Origin of the sequence: Mesorhizobium sp. Ca11, assembly GCF_020165275.1 — a bacterium.
Lineage (GTDB): Bacteria > Pseudomonadota > Alphaproteobacteria > Rhizobiales > Rhizobiaceae > Mesorhizobium.
The window spans coordinates 65,086-80,418 of sequence record NZ_JAIUHU010000005.1 but is presented as its reverse complement, the minus strand read 5'-3'; the positions used below and the strand labels follow the sequence as shown (position 1 = coordinate 80,418).

At 64.9% G+C, this 15,333-nt stretch carries 12 protein-coding genes; 7 read left to right on the top strand and 5 right to left on the bottom strand.

Annotated features, from left to right (window positions below):
- The first annotated feature begins 167 nt into the window (after nt 1-167).
- The 3 genes from LB538_RS10780 (at nt 168) to LB538_RS10770 (ending at nt 3,774) form a co-directional block, all read left to right on the top strand.
- A complete protein-coding gene (locus LB538_RS10780; RefSeq protein ID WP_224522958.1) occupies nt 168-1,208 on the top strand; it encodes a proline racemase family protein in 1,041 nt (346 codons plus the stop codon).
- Between the two features lie 221 nt (nt 1,209-1,429).
- Nucleotides 1,430-2,422, top strand: a complete 993-nt coding sequence (gene ftsZ / locus LB538_RS10775) for a cell division protein FtsZ (RefSeq protein WP_095769817.1) — start codon at nt 1,430-1,432, stop codon at nt 2,420-2,422.
- 290 nt (nt 2,423-2,712) lie between these two features.
- Nucleotides 2,713-3,774, top strand: a complete 1,062-nt coding sequence (locus LB538_RS10770) for a maleylacetate reductase (protein WP_224522957.1) — start codon at nt 2,713-2,715, stop codon at nt 3,772-3,774.
- A gap of 34 nt (nt 3,775-3,808) precedes the next feature.
- Here LB538_RS10770 and LB538_RS10765 read toward each other — a convergent pair whose 3' ends face one another.
- Nucleotides 3,809-5,305 carry an aldehyde dehydrogenase family protein gene (locus tag LB538_RS10765; RefSeq protein WP_224522956.1) on the bottom strand — a complete coding sequence of 499 codons (1,497 nt, stop codon included), beginning with the start codon at nt 5,303-5,305 and terminating at the stop codon, nt 3,809-3,811.
- Nucleotides 5,306-5,587: 282 nt separating this feature from the next.
- On the opposite strand from LB538_RS10765, the gene fghA reads away from it, so the two are divergent.
- Nucleotides 5,588-6,421 carry an S-formylglutathione hydrolase gene (gene fghA, locus LB538_RS10760; protein WP_224522955.1) on the top strand — a complete coding sequence of 278 codons (834 nt, stop codon included), beginning with the start codon at nt 5,588-5,590 and terminating at the stop codon, nt 6,419-6,421.
- Here fghA and LB538_RS10755 read toward each other — a convergent pair.
- Nucleotides 6,378-7,535 (bottom strand): NAD(P)/FAD-dependent oxidoreductase, encoded by a 1,158-nt coding sequence (locus tag LB538_RS10755; RefSeq protein ID WP_224522954.1) that lies wholly within the window; start codon nt 7,533-7,535, stop codon nt 6,378-6,380. The genes fghA and LB538_RS10755 overlap by 44 nt on opposite strands.
- Before the next feature lie 204 nt (nt 7,536-7,739).
- Here LB538_RS10755 and LB538_RS10750 point away from each other — a divergent pair, with 204 nt between their 5' ends.
- The 3 genes from LB538_RS10750 (at nt 7,740) to LB538_RS10740 (ending at nt 11,043) form a co-directional block, all read left to right on the top strand.
- Complete coding sequence (locus LB538_RS10750) at nt 7,740-9,116, top strand: aspartate aminotransferase family protein (protein WP_224522953.1); 1,377 nt, start codon at nt 7,740-7,742, stop codon at nt 9,114-9,116.
- A gap of 141 nt (nt 9,117-9,257) precedes the next feature.
- The gene (locus tag LB538_RS10745; RefSeq protein WP_224522952.1) at nt 9,258-9,710 is read left to right on the top strand and encodes a DUF2231 domain-containing protein; all 453 of its coding nucleotides are present in this window, start codon (nt 9,258-9,260) and stop codon (nt 9,708-9,710) included.
- 40 nt (nt 9,711-9,750) lie between these two features.
- The gene (locus tag LB538_RS10740; RefSeq protein WP_224523341.1) at nt 9,751-11,043 is read left to right on the top strand and encodes a PQQ-dependent sugar dehydrogenase; all 1,293 of its coding nucleotides are present in this window, start codon (nt 9,751-9,753) and stop codon (nt 11,041-11,043) included.
- Nucleotides 11,044-11,066: 23 nt separating this feature from the next.
- Here LB538_RS10740 and LB538_RS10735 read toward each other — a convergent pair whose 3' ends face one another.
- The 3 genes from LB538_RS10735 to LB538_RS10725 form a co-directional block, all read right to left on the bottom strand.
- Nucleotides 11,067-12,272, bottom strand: a complete 1,206-nt coding sequence (locus LB538_RS10735) for an ROK family transcriptional regulator (protein WP_224522951.1) — start codon at nt 12,270-12,272, stop codon at nt 11,067-11,069.
- 138 nt (nt 12,273-12,410) lie between these two features.
- Entirely contained in the window at nt 12,411-13,658 is a 1,248-nt protein-coding gene (locus tag LB538_RS10730) for an NAD(P)/FAD-dependent oxidoreductase (protein WP_224522950.1), read from the bottom strand.
- Between the two features lie 4 nt (nt 13,659-13,662).
- On the bottom strand, nt 13,663-15,051 hold the full coding sequence (locus tag LB538_RS10725; protein ID WP_224522949.1) for a PLP-dependent aminotransferase family protein: 1,389 nt from the start codon (nt 15,049-15,051) through the stop codon (nt 13,663-13,665).
- Nucleotides 15,052-15,333: the final 282 nt, after the last annotated feature.

Genomic DNA, 15,333 nt, shown 5'->3' with positions numbered 1-15,333 from the left:
CGGCTCTTGAAATCCGCAAGGACATAATGGCGCCGCCAAGGCGGGATGGGTATCCTTCGGGCCGCCATCGGCAGGCAGCTCAAGCGCGCGTGTCAGGTCGGGGTTGCGGCGCCGATCCGCCGGAACATGAAACAGGCCGATAGTTACGGCGGACGGGGAGAAAAGCAATGCGCACCAGAACCAGCATCCGCGTCGTCGGCTGCCACGCCGAGGGCGAGATCGGCGATGTCATCGTGGGCGGCGTGCTGCCGCCCGCGGGCCGCACGATGATGGAAAAGATGATCACGATGGAACGCGATCACGACCATGTAAGGCGCATGCTGATCTGCGAGCCGCGCGGCAGCGTTGCCCGTCATGTCAATCTGCTTTTGCCCTCGACGCGCGAGGATTGCGCCGCAGGCGCCATCATCATGGAACCAACCGAATATCCGCCGATGTCCGGCTCCAACACGATCTGCGTGGCCACCGTGCTGCTCGAGACCGGCATGGTGCCGATGCAGGAGCCGGAGACGCGGTTCAAGCTCGATATGCCCGGCGGCGTCATCGAGGTGCGCGCCGAATGCAGCGACGGCAAATGCGTGTCGATCACCTTCCGCAACGCGCCAGCCTTCGCCGAGCGCCTCGATGCCGATATCGAGGTGGAAGGGCTCGGCACGATCAAGGCCGATATCGCCTATGGCGGCATGTTCTACGCGATTGTCGATGCGCCCGCGCTCGGCTTCTCGGTCGCGCCCGACGAGGCTCGCGACTTGGCCGTGGTCGGCGAGAAAGTCCGCCGCGCGGCGCGCGAGCAGCTCGATGTCGTGCATCCGCAGTTCGACAATGTGCGCGGTGTGTCCATCGTGCAATTCGCCATGCCGTTCCAGGGACCGGGCAACGTCACCCGCAACACCTGCATCGTCTCGCCAGGTCGCTCGGACCGCAGCCCGACGGGAACCGGCACCTCGGCCCGCATGGCTGTGCTGCAGGCGCGGGGCCAGATGAAGGAAGGCGAGGTGCTGATCCATGAATCGATCATCGGCTCGCGCTTCACCGGCAAAATCCTCGAACTCACCGAAGTCGCCGGGCGCAAGGCCATCGTGCCGCAGATAACGGGCAGAGCCTGGATCACAGGAGAGCACAATTATTACCTCGATCCGACGGATCCATACCCGCAAGGCTACGTGCTGTCGGACACCTGGGGCACCTCGACTTCGGTGACGCAATAGAATTTCCTGCAACGACGCCGGCTCGAATCATCCGGGCGTCCAGACGCTTTCCAGCTCCCGGCCGGAGCGTTTGCGCTTGCAGAATGTCAGCGGACCTTGCAGGGAGGCGCCTGCTCTGATTCCCTGCGGTTGGTGGGGATCGCCTGATTCGTGTGCTTGTTGTTCCGGTTCCGCACGATCGTGCGACGGAGCAGCAGTACCTACGGTAGAAAGATGAGAACATGACCGCCAAGCCGGAAATCCTGGAGATGAGGCCCAAGATCACCGTTGTCGGGGTCGGCGGCGCCGGCGGCAACGCCGTCAACAACATGATCGCCGAAGGGCTGCAGGGCGTCGAGTTCGTCGTCGCCAACACCGACGCGCAGGCGCTCACCATGTCGAAGTCGTCGCGGCTGATCCAGCTGGGCGCGCATGTGACCGAGGGCCTGGGCGCCGGATCGCTGCCCCAGGTCGGCAGTGCCGCCGCGGAGGAATCCATCGACGAGATCATGGATCACCTTGCGGGAACGCATATGTGCTTCATCACCGCCGGGATGGGAGGCGGCACCGGGACAGGTGCGGCGCCCGTGATTGCGCGTGCGGCGCGCGATGCCGGCATCTTGACGGTGGCCGTGGTCACCAAGCCTTTCGTGTTCGAAGGCAAGCGCAGGACCCAGGCGGCCGAGGAAGGCATAGAACGGCTGCGCGAGAGCGCCGACACCGTGATCGTCATTCCAAACCAGAACCTCTTCAGGGTCGCCGACGCCAGGACAACATTCGCCGACGCCTTCGCCATGGCGGACCGCGTTCTCTACGCGGGTGTCGGCTGCATCACGGACCTGATCGTCAAGGAAGGCCTGATCAATCTCGATTTCGCCGACGTGAAGTCGGTGATGCGCGACATGGGCCGGGCGATGATGGGAACCGGCGAGGCCTCCGGAGAGGGGCGCGCCAAGATCGCGGCCGAGGCGGCGATCGCCAATCCGCTGCTCGATGAAGCCTCCATGTCCGGCGCTAGGGGGCTGCTGGTATCAATCTGCGGCGGCATGGACATGACGCTGTTCGAGGTCGACGAAGCCGCGACGCGGATAAGGGAAGAAGTCGACGCCGATGCCGACATCATCGTTGGCGCTATCTTCGACCACGCACTGGCCGGAAAGTTCCGCGTGTCCGTCGTCGCGACCGGTCTGCGCAAGAGCGCGGACATCGCGCAGTTCGAGCAGCGGATCGCCTGACGTCACGGCGATCTCGCGGCTGCGCTTGTTCCCGACCGCACGACGCGATCGGTCAATATCCGCTTCCGGCCGCGGACAATTCCGGACCGCACGCTGTCGGTCAGCACGCCTCTTCGTCGCGAGCCGTCACGACGGCATCCGGCAAGCATCTGTCCATATTGGACACTAGCATCTGTCCATATGGACACTAATTGACCGATCCGTTCAATGCCGCCAATGTCTGGCAAAGCGTCGGCATCAATCCCTTCCTGCTGCGTGTCGACAATCGCGGCTGACGAAGGAGAGGCTCGATGAAAAGCTTCGTCTATAACGGCAAGCCGGCACGCGTCGTTTTCGGATCTGGCACCATCGCAAGATTGCCGGAAGAGATCGACCGGCTCGGGCTGAAACGCGTGCTCGTGCTGGCAACGCCGCCGCGCGAGGCTGATGTCCGGCGTCTTGCCGGATCGCTGGGCGGCACCGCTGTCGGCGTCTATGCCAAGGCGACGATGCATACGCCGGTATCGGTGACCGAGGACGCGCTGCGAATGGTGGCGGAGCTGCAGGCCGACGGCCTGGTTGCGGTGGGCGGCGGCTCCACGACGGGCCTCGCCAAGGCGATCGCCTTGCGCACCGACCTGCCGCAGATCGTGATGCCCACGACCTATGCCGGCTCGGAAATGACGCCGATCCTCGGCGAGACGAAGGATGGCGTGAAGGTTACCCAGTCGAGCCCGAAGGTGCTGCCGGAAGTGGTGATCTACGACGTCGACCTGACGATGACGCTTCCTGCTTCCTTGTCGGGAACGAGCGGCATGAACGCCATCGCCCATGCCGTCGAGGCGCTCTATGCCAGGGAAAGCAACCCGGTGATAAATCTGATGGCCGTTGAGGCCATCGGCGCGTTGGTGCGCGCCTTGCCGGTCATCGCCGGGAGCCCGCATGACCGCGACGCTCGCTCCGAGGCGCTTTACGGCGCCTGGCTCTGCGGCATCTGCCTCGGCTCGGTCGGCATGGCGCTGCACCACAAGCTCTGCCACACGCTCGGCGGCAGTTTCGATCTGCCGCATGCGGAGACCCATACGATCGTGCTGCCGCATGCGCTGGCCTATAACGCCCCCGCCATTCCGGCCGTCATGGAAACCCTGCGGACCGTGCTGAAGGCGGACGATCCTGCCATGGCTCTCTACGATCTCGCCGGCAGGATCGGCGCTACGCGCGCTCTGTCGCAGATTGGCATGCCGCCAGACGGGATCGACATCGCCACGGACCGTGCGCTGGCCAATCCGTACTGGAATCCGCGGGCGCTGGAGCGGGAACCGATCCGGGCTCTTATCGCGCGCGCCTATGCCGGCGAGCCGCCGCAGGCCTGAGAAACCGAGCGTCCCAGGTGGCCGCATCTGAATATCAGTCGGTCTGGATCCAAATCGCCTTCGTTTCCAGATATTCGTGCAGATGCTCGATGCCGCCTTCGCGGCCGTAGCCGGACATCTTCATACCGCCGAACGGCACGGCCGGGTCGATGGCGTGATACATGTTGACCCAGACCGAGCCGGCCTTGACGCGACGTGCGAGCTTGTGCGCGGCGCCGAGATTGGTGGTGAAGATGCCGGCCGCGAGGCCGTAAGGCGTCGCGTTGGCACGCGCGACAACCTCATCCAGCGTGTCGAAGGGCATCGCGGAGATGACCGGCCCGAAAATTTCTTCGCGCGCGATCGTCATCTTGTCCGACACCGCGCCGAAGACGGTCGGGGCGATGAAGTTGCCGCCGTCATAGAGCTCGCCCGTCAGCCGCGAGCCGCCGGCGACCAGTTTGGCGCCTTCGTCGCTGCCCGCCTTGATGTAGCCTTCCACCTTGCCGGCCTGCCTTGCATTGATCAGCGGCCCGATTTCCGTCTCCGCCTCGATGCCGTGGCCGACGCGAAGCTTGCCGGCAAACTCGGCGACCCGGCGCACGAACTCGTCATGGATCTCGCGCGCCACGAACAGGCGCGAGCCGGCAATGCAGATCTGGCCCGAATGCACGAAAACCGCCATCGCCGCGACCGGCACGGCCTTATCGATATCGGCGTCGCGGCAGACGATGATCGGCGACTTGCCGCCGAGCTCGAGCGAAACGCGGTTGAGGTTGGCGACGCCGGCGCGGGCGATCGCCTGGCCGGTCAGCGTCGAGCCGGTGAAGGCGATCTTGTTGACATCCGGGTGCTCGGCAAGGCGCGCGCCGGCCTCGGCGCCCGTCCCGCTGACGATGTTGACGACGCCGTCGGGGAGGCCGGCCTCCTGCATCAGCTTCGCGATCAAGAGCGGCGTCAGCGATGCCTCCTCCGACGGCTTCAGCACGATGGTGCAGCCGGTGGCCAGAGCCGGCGCGATCTTCCAGATCGAGGCGGCGGTGGGCGCATTCCAGGGAATGATCGCGCCGACGACGCCGACCGGCTCGCGCCGGGTGAAGGTGACGATCTCGCCGGGGATGGAATTGTCGATCGTCTCGCCATGCAGCGCGGTCGCCATGCCGCCATAGAAGCGCAGCATGCCGATGACCCGGCGCCGGTTGGCCAGCGTGCGGGTGATCGGCAACCCCATGTCGAGCGTGTCGGATACGCTGAGCTCTTCCCAATGCTTCTCGAACAGGTCGGCGATCCGCAGAAGCACGCATTGCCGCTCATAAGGCGAGAATTTCGACCAGAGGCCCTCGAAGGCCGCGCGTGCCGCGGCCACCGCCGCGTCGATATCGGCGGCTCCGCCGCGCGGCACCGTCGCCAGCACTTCGCCGGTTGCCGGGTTCAGCGCCTGCATCTGCTGGCCGGATTGCGCCGCGACCCACTTGCCGCCGATGAACATCGGCCGGAATTCGCCATGGTAGAGCATGGCGGCCTTCGCCCTCGGGTCGAAGTTCAGCGTCACTGTCTCCTCCTCATGAATTCCGACGCGACTATTACTCCCGCGGCCGGCGACCTCAAACAAGGAAAGCCAAAAGGGCGTTCAGATAATCGGACGTGCAACGCGTGTCTTCCCTTCAGCGATGCATCGATGGGCGGCTTCTGGCGGCACAGGCAGTGTTTGTTCCGGCAGGCGAACCGGCGCCGGGCTGTTCCATCCCCTCGACAGTTTTGCCAAGCGTACGGTTGCGCAGGCTCCGGCCGGCGGTTATGCCGGATTGAGATTTTCCCGCGAGAGGCAGGGCTGATGAAGGTCGTTTCCATCTCCAAATCGCATGGCGGAATCCAGGGCGTCTATTCGCACGCTTCCGAAGTCTGCGCCTGCGACATGACCTTTGCGGTATTCGTGCCGCCGCGGGCCAAGGACGGGCGGCTCCCGGTCCTGTGGTATCTGTCCGGCCTTACCTGCACGCACGCAAATGTCATGGACAAGGGCGAGTACCGGCGGATGGCGTCCGAGCTCGGGCTGGTCGTCGTGTGTCCCGACACCAGCCCGCGCGGACCCGACGTTCCGGACGAAAAGGACAATTGGCAGTTCGGCTGCGGCGCCGGCTTCTATCTCGACGCGACGCAAGAGCCCTATGCGAAGAACTACCGGATGTATTCCTATATCGCCGAGGAATTGCCGGCGCTCGTCGCCGCCAACTTCCCCGCCGACATGTCACGCCAGGCCATCTTCGGCCATTCGATGGGCGGACATGGCGCGCTGACGATCGCGCTCAAGAATCCGCAGCGCTACCGGAGCTGCTCGGCCTTCGCGCCGATCGTGCAGCCGTCGACGGCCGGCTGGTCGCGGCCGGCCTTCGAAAAATATCTCGGAGCGGACGAAAAGAGCTGGCGCCCCTATGACGCGACGCTGCTGATCGAGGATGGCAAGCGATATCCGGAATTTCTCGTCGACCAGGGCACGGCGGACGGCTTCCTGCACGATGGCCTGCGCCCATGGCTGCTCGAAGAAGCTTGCAAGAAGGCAGGGATCGACCTCACCCTGCGCATGCAGGAAGGCTACGACCATTCCTACAACTTCATCTCGACCTTCATGGACGATCACCTGAAATGGCATGCCCGCTGCCTTGGGTGATTTTCGGCGTCAGGATGCGCGCCACATGGTCGGCGATCGCCAGGCTGGAGGTCAGGCCGGGACTTTCGATGCCGAACAGGTTGACCAGGCCGTCGATGCCATGCGTTGCGGCATCCTGGATCACGAAGTCGCTGTTGGCGTCGCCCGGCCCTGACAATTTCGGCCGGATGCCGCTATAGGCTGCCTGGAGGCTGTCGTCGGCCAGATCGGGCCAGTATTTGCGGATTTGGGCATAGAAGCGCTCGCCGCGCGCCGGGTCCACGCGATAGTCGATTGTGTCCGTCCACTCGACGTCAGGCCCAAAACGGGCGATGCCGGCAAGGTCGAGGGTCAGATGGACGCCGAGGCCGCCAGGCTCGGGCACGGGATAGACCAGATGTGAAAACGGCGCCCGCCCGGCGATCGAGAAATAATTGCCTTTGGCGTAGCGAAGCGCCGGCAGGAATTGCCGGCCGAAGCCTTCGATCGAGCCGGCAAGCGCGACCGCGCCGAGACCGGCCGCGTTGATGACACGCGGTGCGGCGACCTCGAACTCTGCGCCGCTCGCGGAATCCATCGTCCGCAGCACGATGCGGCCGGGCTCGGCGCGGCCGGAGACGATGCGGGTGTTGAGCGAGAGCATTGCGCCGCTCCCCTCGGCATCGCCGAGCAGGGCAAGCATCAGCCCGTGACTGTCGACAATGCCGGTCGAGGGCGAGAGCAGTGCTGCGGTGCAATGCAGCGCCGGCTCAAGCGCTTGCGCCTCCTCGGCGGTGAGGAAGCGCAGGTCATCGACACCGCAGGCGTCGGCGTTGGCGCGAATGGCGGCCAGCACCGGCTCCTGCGTCTCGTCGGTTGCAACAATCAGCTTGCCGCAGCGGCGATGAGGGACCGAATGGCCGGCGCAGTAGCGATAGAGCATATCGCGTCCCGCGACGCAGAGCCGGGCTTTCAGCGAACCCTGCGGGTAATAGATGCCGGCGTGGATGACTTCGGAGTTGCGCGAACTCGTTTCGGTGCCGATGGCGTCCGCCGCTTCGACGATCAGGGTTTCGAGGCCAAGCGCCGCCAATTTGCGCGCAATCGCCAGACCGATCACGCCGGCGCCCGCGATGATGCAATCGACCTGCTCCACGTCCTGATCCTGCTGCGCGTCACTTATATCATTGCCGAGACAGGCCGAAGCTTGTTGGCGCTATCGATCCCGACGTCGCGGCTCTTGCGATCAGCCAGCGCGATGAGGCATCAACCGCCACAATGCAAGGCGGAATCTTCGGACTTTTCGATCAGAGGAGCGGTCCGATTTCCGCTTTGACGCCTGCACACAGGAGCCATCACGATGGACGCCACACCGAATTCGCCTGAAGCCCGCGACATCCGCTATCACATGCATGGCTATACCAACGCCCGCAAGCATCAGGAAACCGGTCCGCTGATCATCGAAAAGGGCGACGGCATCTATGTCGAGGACATTGCCGGCAACCGCTACATCGAGGCGATGGCGGGCCTGTGGAGCGTCGCCGTCGGTTTCTCGGAAAAGCGGCTGGTCGAAGCGGCGACAAAACAGATGTCGAAGCTGCCCTTCTATCACGACTTCGGCTCCAAGGCGCATTCGCCGCTGATCGATCTCGCGGAGAAGCTGGTGCAGATGGCGCCGGTGCCGATGAACAAGGCCTATTTCACCAATTCCGGCTCCGAGGCCAACGACACTGCGATCAAGATGATCTGGTATCGATCGAACGCGCTTGGACAGCCGGCGCGCAAGAAGATCATCAGCCGCAAGCGCGGCTATCATGGCGTCACCATCGCGTCGGCAAGCCTGACCGGCCTGCCCAACAACCATCTCTCCTTCGACCTGCCGATCGCCAATATCCTGCACACGTCGACACCGCACCACTGGCGCGACGCCGAGCCTGGCGAGAGCGAGGAGCAGTTTTCCGCGCGACTCGCCAAGGAGCTGGAAAAGCTTATCCTTGCCGAGGGTCCCGAGACGATCGCCGCCTTCATCGGCGAGCCGATCATGGGCGCCGGCGGGGTCGTCGTGCCGCCCGCCGGCTATTGGGAAAAGATCCAGGCGGTGCTGGCGAAATACGACATCCTGCTGGTGGCCGACGAGGTGATCTGCGGCTTCGGCCGTACCGGCGAGATGTTCGGTTCGCAGACCTTCGGCATCAAGCCCGACATCATGGTGCTGTCGAAGCAGATTTCGTCATCGTACCTGCCGATCTCGGCGCTGCTGATCAACGATCGTGTGTTCGAGCCGATCGCCGACGAGAGCGACCGCATCGGCACGTTCGGCCACGGCTTCACCGGCGGCGGTCATCCGGTCGCAGCCGCCGTCGCGCTGGAGAACATCAAGCTGATCGAGGAGCGCGACCTGGTCGGCAATGCGCGCAAGGTCGGCGCGCATCTGCAGGCGCGACTCAGCCGACTCGCCTCGCATCCGCTGGTAGGCGAGGTGCGCGGCGTCGGTCTCATCGCCGCCGTCGAGCTCGTCGCCGACAAGGCAACCAAGGCTCCCTGGGGCAAGCCGGCAGCGCTCGGCGCGCTGGTCAATGGCTTGCTGCAGCGGAACGGCGTCATCTCGCGCAATATGGGCGACGCGATCGCCTTCTGTCCGCCGTTGATCATCACCGAGGCGCAGGTCGACGCTTTGGTCGATGCGTTCGAGCGCTCGCTCAACGAGGCGATACCGCAGGTCCACCCGCGGAGCTGACCAAGCCGCGAAGGCCTAGCCAGCGGTAGCCTGCGGGCTGACATCGGACGTTCACCTTCCGGTGAGCGCGAGAAATTCCGGCGGAACATTCGCGTTTTTGCGCTGTTACATCCAAGCTGCAGCGCGGAAAGGAGCTTCCGCATGGAAAATCCGCAATCCACGGCAAGCATTGCCGGCCATCCCATACATCCGATGCTTGTCACCATCCCGATCGCCTGTTTCGTCGGGACCTTGCTCACCGATATTGCCTACTGGCGGACAGCGGAAATGACTTGGGCCAATTTCTCGGCCTGGCTGCTGACCGTGGGTGTCATTGTCGCCATCTTGGCCGCCATTGCAGGGCTTACCGATTTTCTTGGGGACCGCAGGATACGCGCTCAGCCGACTGCATGGCTGCATATGGGGGGTAACCTCGTCGTGCTCGTGCTGTCCTTCTTCAACATGCTCGTCCACACGCGCGATGCCTGGACGTCCGTGGTACCGACCGGGCTGATCTTGTCGGCGCTGGTGGTGATCATCCTGATCTTCACCGGCTGGCTCGGCTGGGCTCTGGTCTATCGCCATCATGTAGGAGTGGCCGATGAGGCGACTTGACAGCGCAATCAAATGGACGACCGCGGCGCTTTGCTGCGCAATGGCCCTGGGCGTTGCCGGCTGCAGCGACGACAACACCGACCCGAACGCACAGATCGGCCCGAATCCGAAACTGCCGGAGATAAAGCAATACCTATTCCCGCCGATGCATCTTGCCTCGGTGGTCGGCTGGAAGAACGATGAAAAGCCGACGGTCGCGCAAGGCCTGCAGATCGAGGCGATGGCCAAGGGGCTTCAGCATCCGCGTTCGGTTTACATGCTGCCCAATGGCGACATCCTGGTGGTGGAGTCCAAGGCGCCGAAAGAAGCGTCGGTCAAGCGGCCGAAGGACATCGTCATGGGTCTGGTCGAAAGCTGGGTCACCTCTGGCGGCGACACCGGCCCGAGCAACCGCATCACGATCTTGCGCGACACCAATGGCGACGGCAAGCCGGATTACCAGGGCGTGTTCCTCGACCATCTCAACGCGCCCTTCGGCGTGGCGCTGGTCGGCAACGACTTCTATGTCGCCAACACCGATGCCATCATGCGCTATCCCTATCAGCCGGGCGACACGAAGATCACGGCGCCGGGCAAGGTGCTGACGGAACTGCCGGGCGGGCCGATCGATCACCACTGGACGAAGAGCCTGGTGGCGAGCCCAGACGGTTCGCTGCTCTATGTCGGCGTCGGCTCGAACTCCAACATTACCGAGAACGGCATCCAGGCCGAGAAGGACCGCGCTGCGATCTGGGAGGTCGACCGCGCCACCGGCCGCTCGCGCATTTTCGCCAGCGGGCTGCGCAATCCCAACGGCCTGACGTTCGAACCTGAAAGCAAGGCGCTTTGGACGGTGGTCAACGAGCGCGACGAGCTCGGGCCGAACCTGGTGCCGGACTATATGACCTCGGTGAAGGACGGCGCCTTCTATGGCTGGCCCTACAGCTACTATGGCCAGCATGTCGATCCGCGCGTGATGCCGCAGCGGCCGGACATGGTGGCGAAGGCCATCCCGCCGGATTACGCGCTGAGCTCGCATGTCGCGCCGCTCGGGCTTGCCTTCTATACCGCGAACAACCTGCCGCAATCCTATCGCGGCGGCGCCTTTGTCGGCGAGCATGGCAGCTGGAACCGCTCCCGCTTCAACGGCTACAAGGTCGTCTTCGTGCCGTTCAGCGGCGGGCATCCCAACGGCATGGCGCAGGATGTCGTCACCGGCTTCCTCAACGACAAGGGCGAGGCGAGGGGCCGCCCGGTCGGTGTTGCCGTTGATAAATCCGGCGCGCTGCTGATCGCCGACGATGTCGGCAACACGGTGTGGCGGGTGACCGCTGCGGCACCCGGCTCCTCGTAGGAACCTGGCTCAACGCCGACGTATCAGCCAAACGGCTTCTGCAGCACGTCGAATTGCGGGTTGGTTTCTGAGAAGATCGGCAGGGCCGCTGCGCCGAGGACGGATGTGTCCTTTCCCGCGGCGCCGACCACGACGCGCGGCGTGGTACGGGCGCTGGTCGAGCTCACCGAGAGATGGAGCGGTTCCAGCCGGCCGGCCAGTGCCTCGATCACCGGCAGCGGCATGAAGCCGCCGAGCACGACGGTCTCGGGGTCGAGCGCCATTTCAAGGACGTCGATCGCCTGCCGCAACGGCTCGACCGCCTCGGCGAGCCATGCTTCGAACCGGCTGTCGCCGCTTGCCAAAAGCTCTTCCAGCAGGTCGGGTGAGGCATGGTCCGGATCCGGCAGGTCGAGCTTGTCATAGGCGGCGCGCAGCGAGACGTAGCGCTCCAGGCAGCCGCGCTTGCCGCAGTCGCAGGGCAGGCCGCCGGGCCGCACGATGATGTGGCCGATCTCGCCGGCATTGTGGCGGCTGCCCTTGTAGAGATGGCCGTCGAGGAAGAGGCCGGCGCCGAGGCCTGTTCCGATGAAGAGATAGACGAAGCTGTCGAGCTTGCGGGCAACGCCATAAAGCCGCTCGCCTACTGCCGCCGCTGTGGCGTCGTTCTCGACCATCACGGCGATGCCGGTCAGGCGCTCCAGTTCTTCGGCCACCGGAAAGTCCTGCCAGCCGGGAAGGGCGGTCGGGCCGACCGAAGTCATGCCTTCGACGCCGAACGGCCCGGGCATCGCCATCCCTATGCCGAGCAGTCTCGTGCGGTCCAGCCGGCTGGTTGCGATCAGGTCGCTCGAGATCGCGGCTAGCAGCGGCATGGCCTGCGTGGGAGTCGGTCGGTCGACATCTCTCTCGATGCGCGCGTGCACGATGCCGGAGAGATCGGTGACGACGCCGACGGCCAATTGGTGGTCGAGCTGCAGGCCGATCGAATAACCGCCATCGGGGTTGATCGAGTAGGGGACGGCGGGTTGGCCGCGCGCGCCTTTCAGCGTTGCTTCAGGTTGCAGCAGCCCGGCCGCTTCCAATTCCTCGACGATGTTGGAAATGGTCTGCGACGACAGCGCCGTCAGCCTCGCGATCGCCGCCCGCGACAGCGCGCCGTTGATGCGGATCGCTTCGATCACCACACGTCGATTGTGCGATTTCGCCTGCTCGAGATTGGTGCCGGAGATGGCTTTCTTGGGGATCATGAGATAGTTACCAGCCGCGGCAACCCTAGAGTGCCGCTTTAGAAAATCAAGTTGATTTGATTATCGGCTGGCCAAAAGCTTAGGCCGGTCCACAGGCTCGCATTTCACATATCGGAATCGATTGCCAGGCTCGGCCGTTCAGCCGAAACGGGCCGCGGAAAAATCGGCGGCCGATGGCAGGGATCGGCCGGCGATTAAGCTGGCGACCCAGCGTGCTGTCACCGGGGCCAGCGTCAGCCCCAGATGACCATGGCCGAAGGCATAGATCACATCAGGCGATTTCGTCGAGGGTCCGATCACCGGGCGAGAGTCCGGCAGCGACGGCCTGAAGCCCAGCCATTGCGACGAAGGCTTGCCGATGTCGGGGAAAAACTGCCGCACGCCGCGACCGAGCAGCGCCAGCCGGCGCGGATTGGGCGGCGCATTGAGCCCGCCGAGCTCGACAGTGCCGGCAACCCGGAGCCTGCCGTCCATCGGCGTCATATAGAAGCCGAGATCGACCGGGCAGACCGGGCGGTTGAGCAAAGGTGCCGTGGTCGGAAACTCCAGATGGTAGCCGCGCTCGGTGTCCAGTGGGATGCGGTCGCCGGCCTGGGCCGCGAGCGGGCGGGATCGCGCGCCAGCCGCAATCACCACCTTTTGCGCCGCGATGACAAGCCCTGGGCCGCTCAGCCGCACGCAGCCGGCACCCGCTGCGAGGCCGGTCACGCTCGCGCGCATGAATTGAGCGCCCTTGGCGGCAGCGGCTGCCGCCAGCCGCGCCATCACCGTCCTGGGATCGCTGACATTGATCGAATCCGGGAAATAGAGGCCTTTGGCCTCGAACGCCGCGAGCCGCGGCTCCAGCGCGGCCACCTCATCGGCGGTCAGATCCTGCTGATGGACGCCGAGTTCGGCCCGCAAAGCCCGTCCGCCCTCGGAGGCGGCAAAATCGCTGTCGCGGCGGTAGACATAGAGGCAGCCGTTTCGGCGCATCAGATCCTGAAGCCCGGCCTCCTGCACCATTTCGCCCCAGGCCGGCAGGGCTTCGGCGAGGAGGCCGGCTAGCGCCAGCGCATTGGCTCGGGTTGCCGCCGGCAGCGATTGGCGAACAAAGCGAACCAGCCATGGCGCGAGCTGGAAAAGTGCTGCCCAGCGCAGCGAGAACGGGCTGTCGGGATCGAGCAGCAGTTTCGGCAGCGCGCGCAGCACACCAGGATTACCGACCGGCATGCAGGCATATTCGGCGATCGTGCCGGCATTGCCGAACGAAGCGCCCGAGCCGGGCTCGTTCGGGTCGATGACCAGGACCTCGCGTCCTTCGCCGGCAAGGCGCAAGGCCGTAGCCAGCCCGACGACGCCGGCGCCGATGATGGCGATCTCGACTGATTTCGGCGCGGAGGTCATGGCCTCAGACGAAGCCCGGCAATTGCAGATGGCCAGCGGCGAGCAGCTCGGCCATGATGGTCAGCGCCGAACGCAGGTCCTCCTGCGATCGCGCCGCGCCGACATTGATGCGCACGCCGTGCTGCACCGGCTCGCGCCCGACGGCGAAAGCGTCGCCCGGCAGCACGGCGACGCCGCGCTCCAGGCAGGTGCGGGCAAAGCCGGCGCCACGCCAGGGCTCGGGCAGGCGCAGCCAGGCATGCGTCGAGATCGGGTTGCTTTGAACGTCGAAACGGCCGAGGATTTCGCTCAAGATCGCCTGGCGCTGGCGCAACTCCTGCTTCTGGATGTCGATGATGCGGGCGGCAGTGCCTTCCTCGATCAGCCTGGCGCCGATCAACGCCGTGAGCGGGCTGATGCTCCAGCAATTGATGCGGAGCGCCGCGGCGACCTGGCCGGCGATCGGGCGCGGGGCGATGACGAAGCCGAGGCGCAGGCCGGGCGCTAGGCATTTCGACAATGCGCCGAGATGGATCGTCAGCTCCGGCTCGAGGCTGGCGAAGGAGGGCGGCGGATCGTCGGCCAATGGACGGTAGACGTCGTCCTCGATGATCAGCACGTTGTGACGGCGTGCGACGGCCGCCAATTCATGCCGGCGCTCCTCGCTCAGCGTGATCGTCGTCGGATTGTGCAGTGTCGGCACCAGAAAAACGGCACGGGGGCGGAGCTGAACGCAAGCTGCCTCGAAGGCATCCGGACGCATGCCGCCGCGATCCATCGCGACGCCACGCAGATCGAGACCATGGACGCGACACAGCGCGTTGATGCCCTGATAGGTCACCTCGTCGGCAAGTATCACTTCGCCATCCCTGGTGACGGCGCCGAGCACGCAGTCGAGGCCGTGTTGGGCGCCGGCTGCGAGCACGACGCGGCCGGGATCGCCATCGCCGGCGACCGATTTCAGCCAATCGGCGACCGCGACACGGCCCCAAAGCGGCCCCTCTGGCGGATGATAATCCTGCAGCGAGGCGTAGTGACGATCCTTGGAAAGGCGCGGCATCAGCGCCGCGACGGCGTCGAGATAGGCTGACGTGGGCGGCCTGTTGACGGAAAGATCGACGATGCCGCTCTGGTCGCTCGGCGCCGACACGAAGCCCGGACTCTCGACAATGTCGCGGGCGGCGACCGTGGTGCCGCGCCCGGGGCGCGCCTCGAGCAAGCCTTGCTCCTGCAAGGTGGACAGTGCCCGCGTCACGGTCGTGACATTGATGCCCAATGCACGGGCGATCTCGCGTTGCGGCGGCAGCCGGTCGCCGACGGCAAGGGTGCCCGCGGCAATGCGTTCGGCGATCGCGTCGGCAAGACGGCGATAGACCGGACTTTCATCCTCGGTGAGGCGAAGATTTTCGAGCATGAGGGATTCGAACTGTGGCTGACGTCTCACTTGTCGGGCATCTAGCATAAGACAACGATCCATACAATAGAGATTGTACGGCACTCAATCCGATCAAAATTATCACACAACGTCGCATTTTTGCGCTTGACGATGAAAGTTGTCCGCATCTATGGTCACTTTCAGCCTTATTGTGTGACCATACAAGCCGGACGCTTCCTGTTCAGCGGGCCGGTTCCGGGAGGACGAGGCATGGATCGCAAGCAGCAGACCGAATCGCCCCGCGGCAGCCGGGAAGGCGCG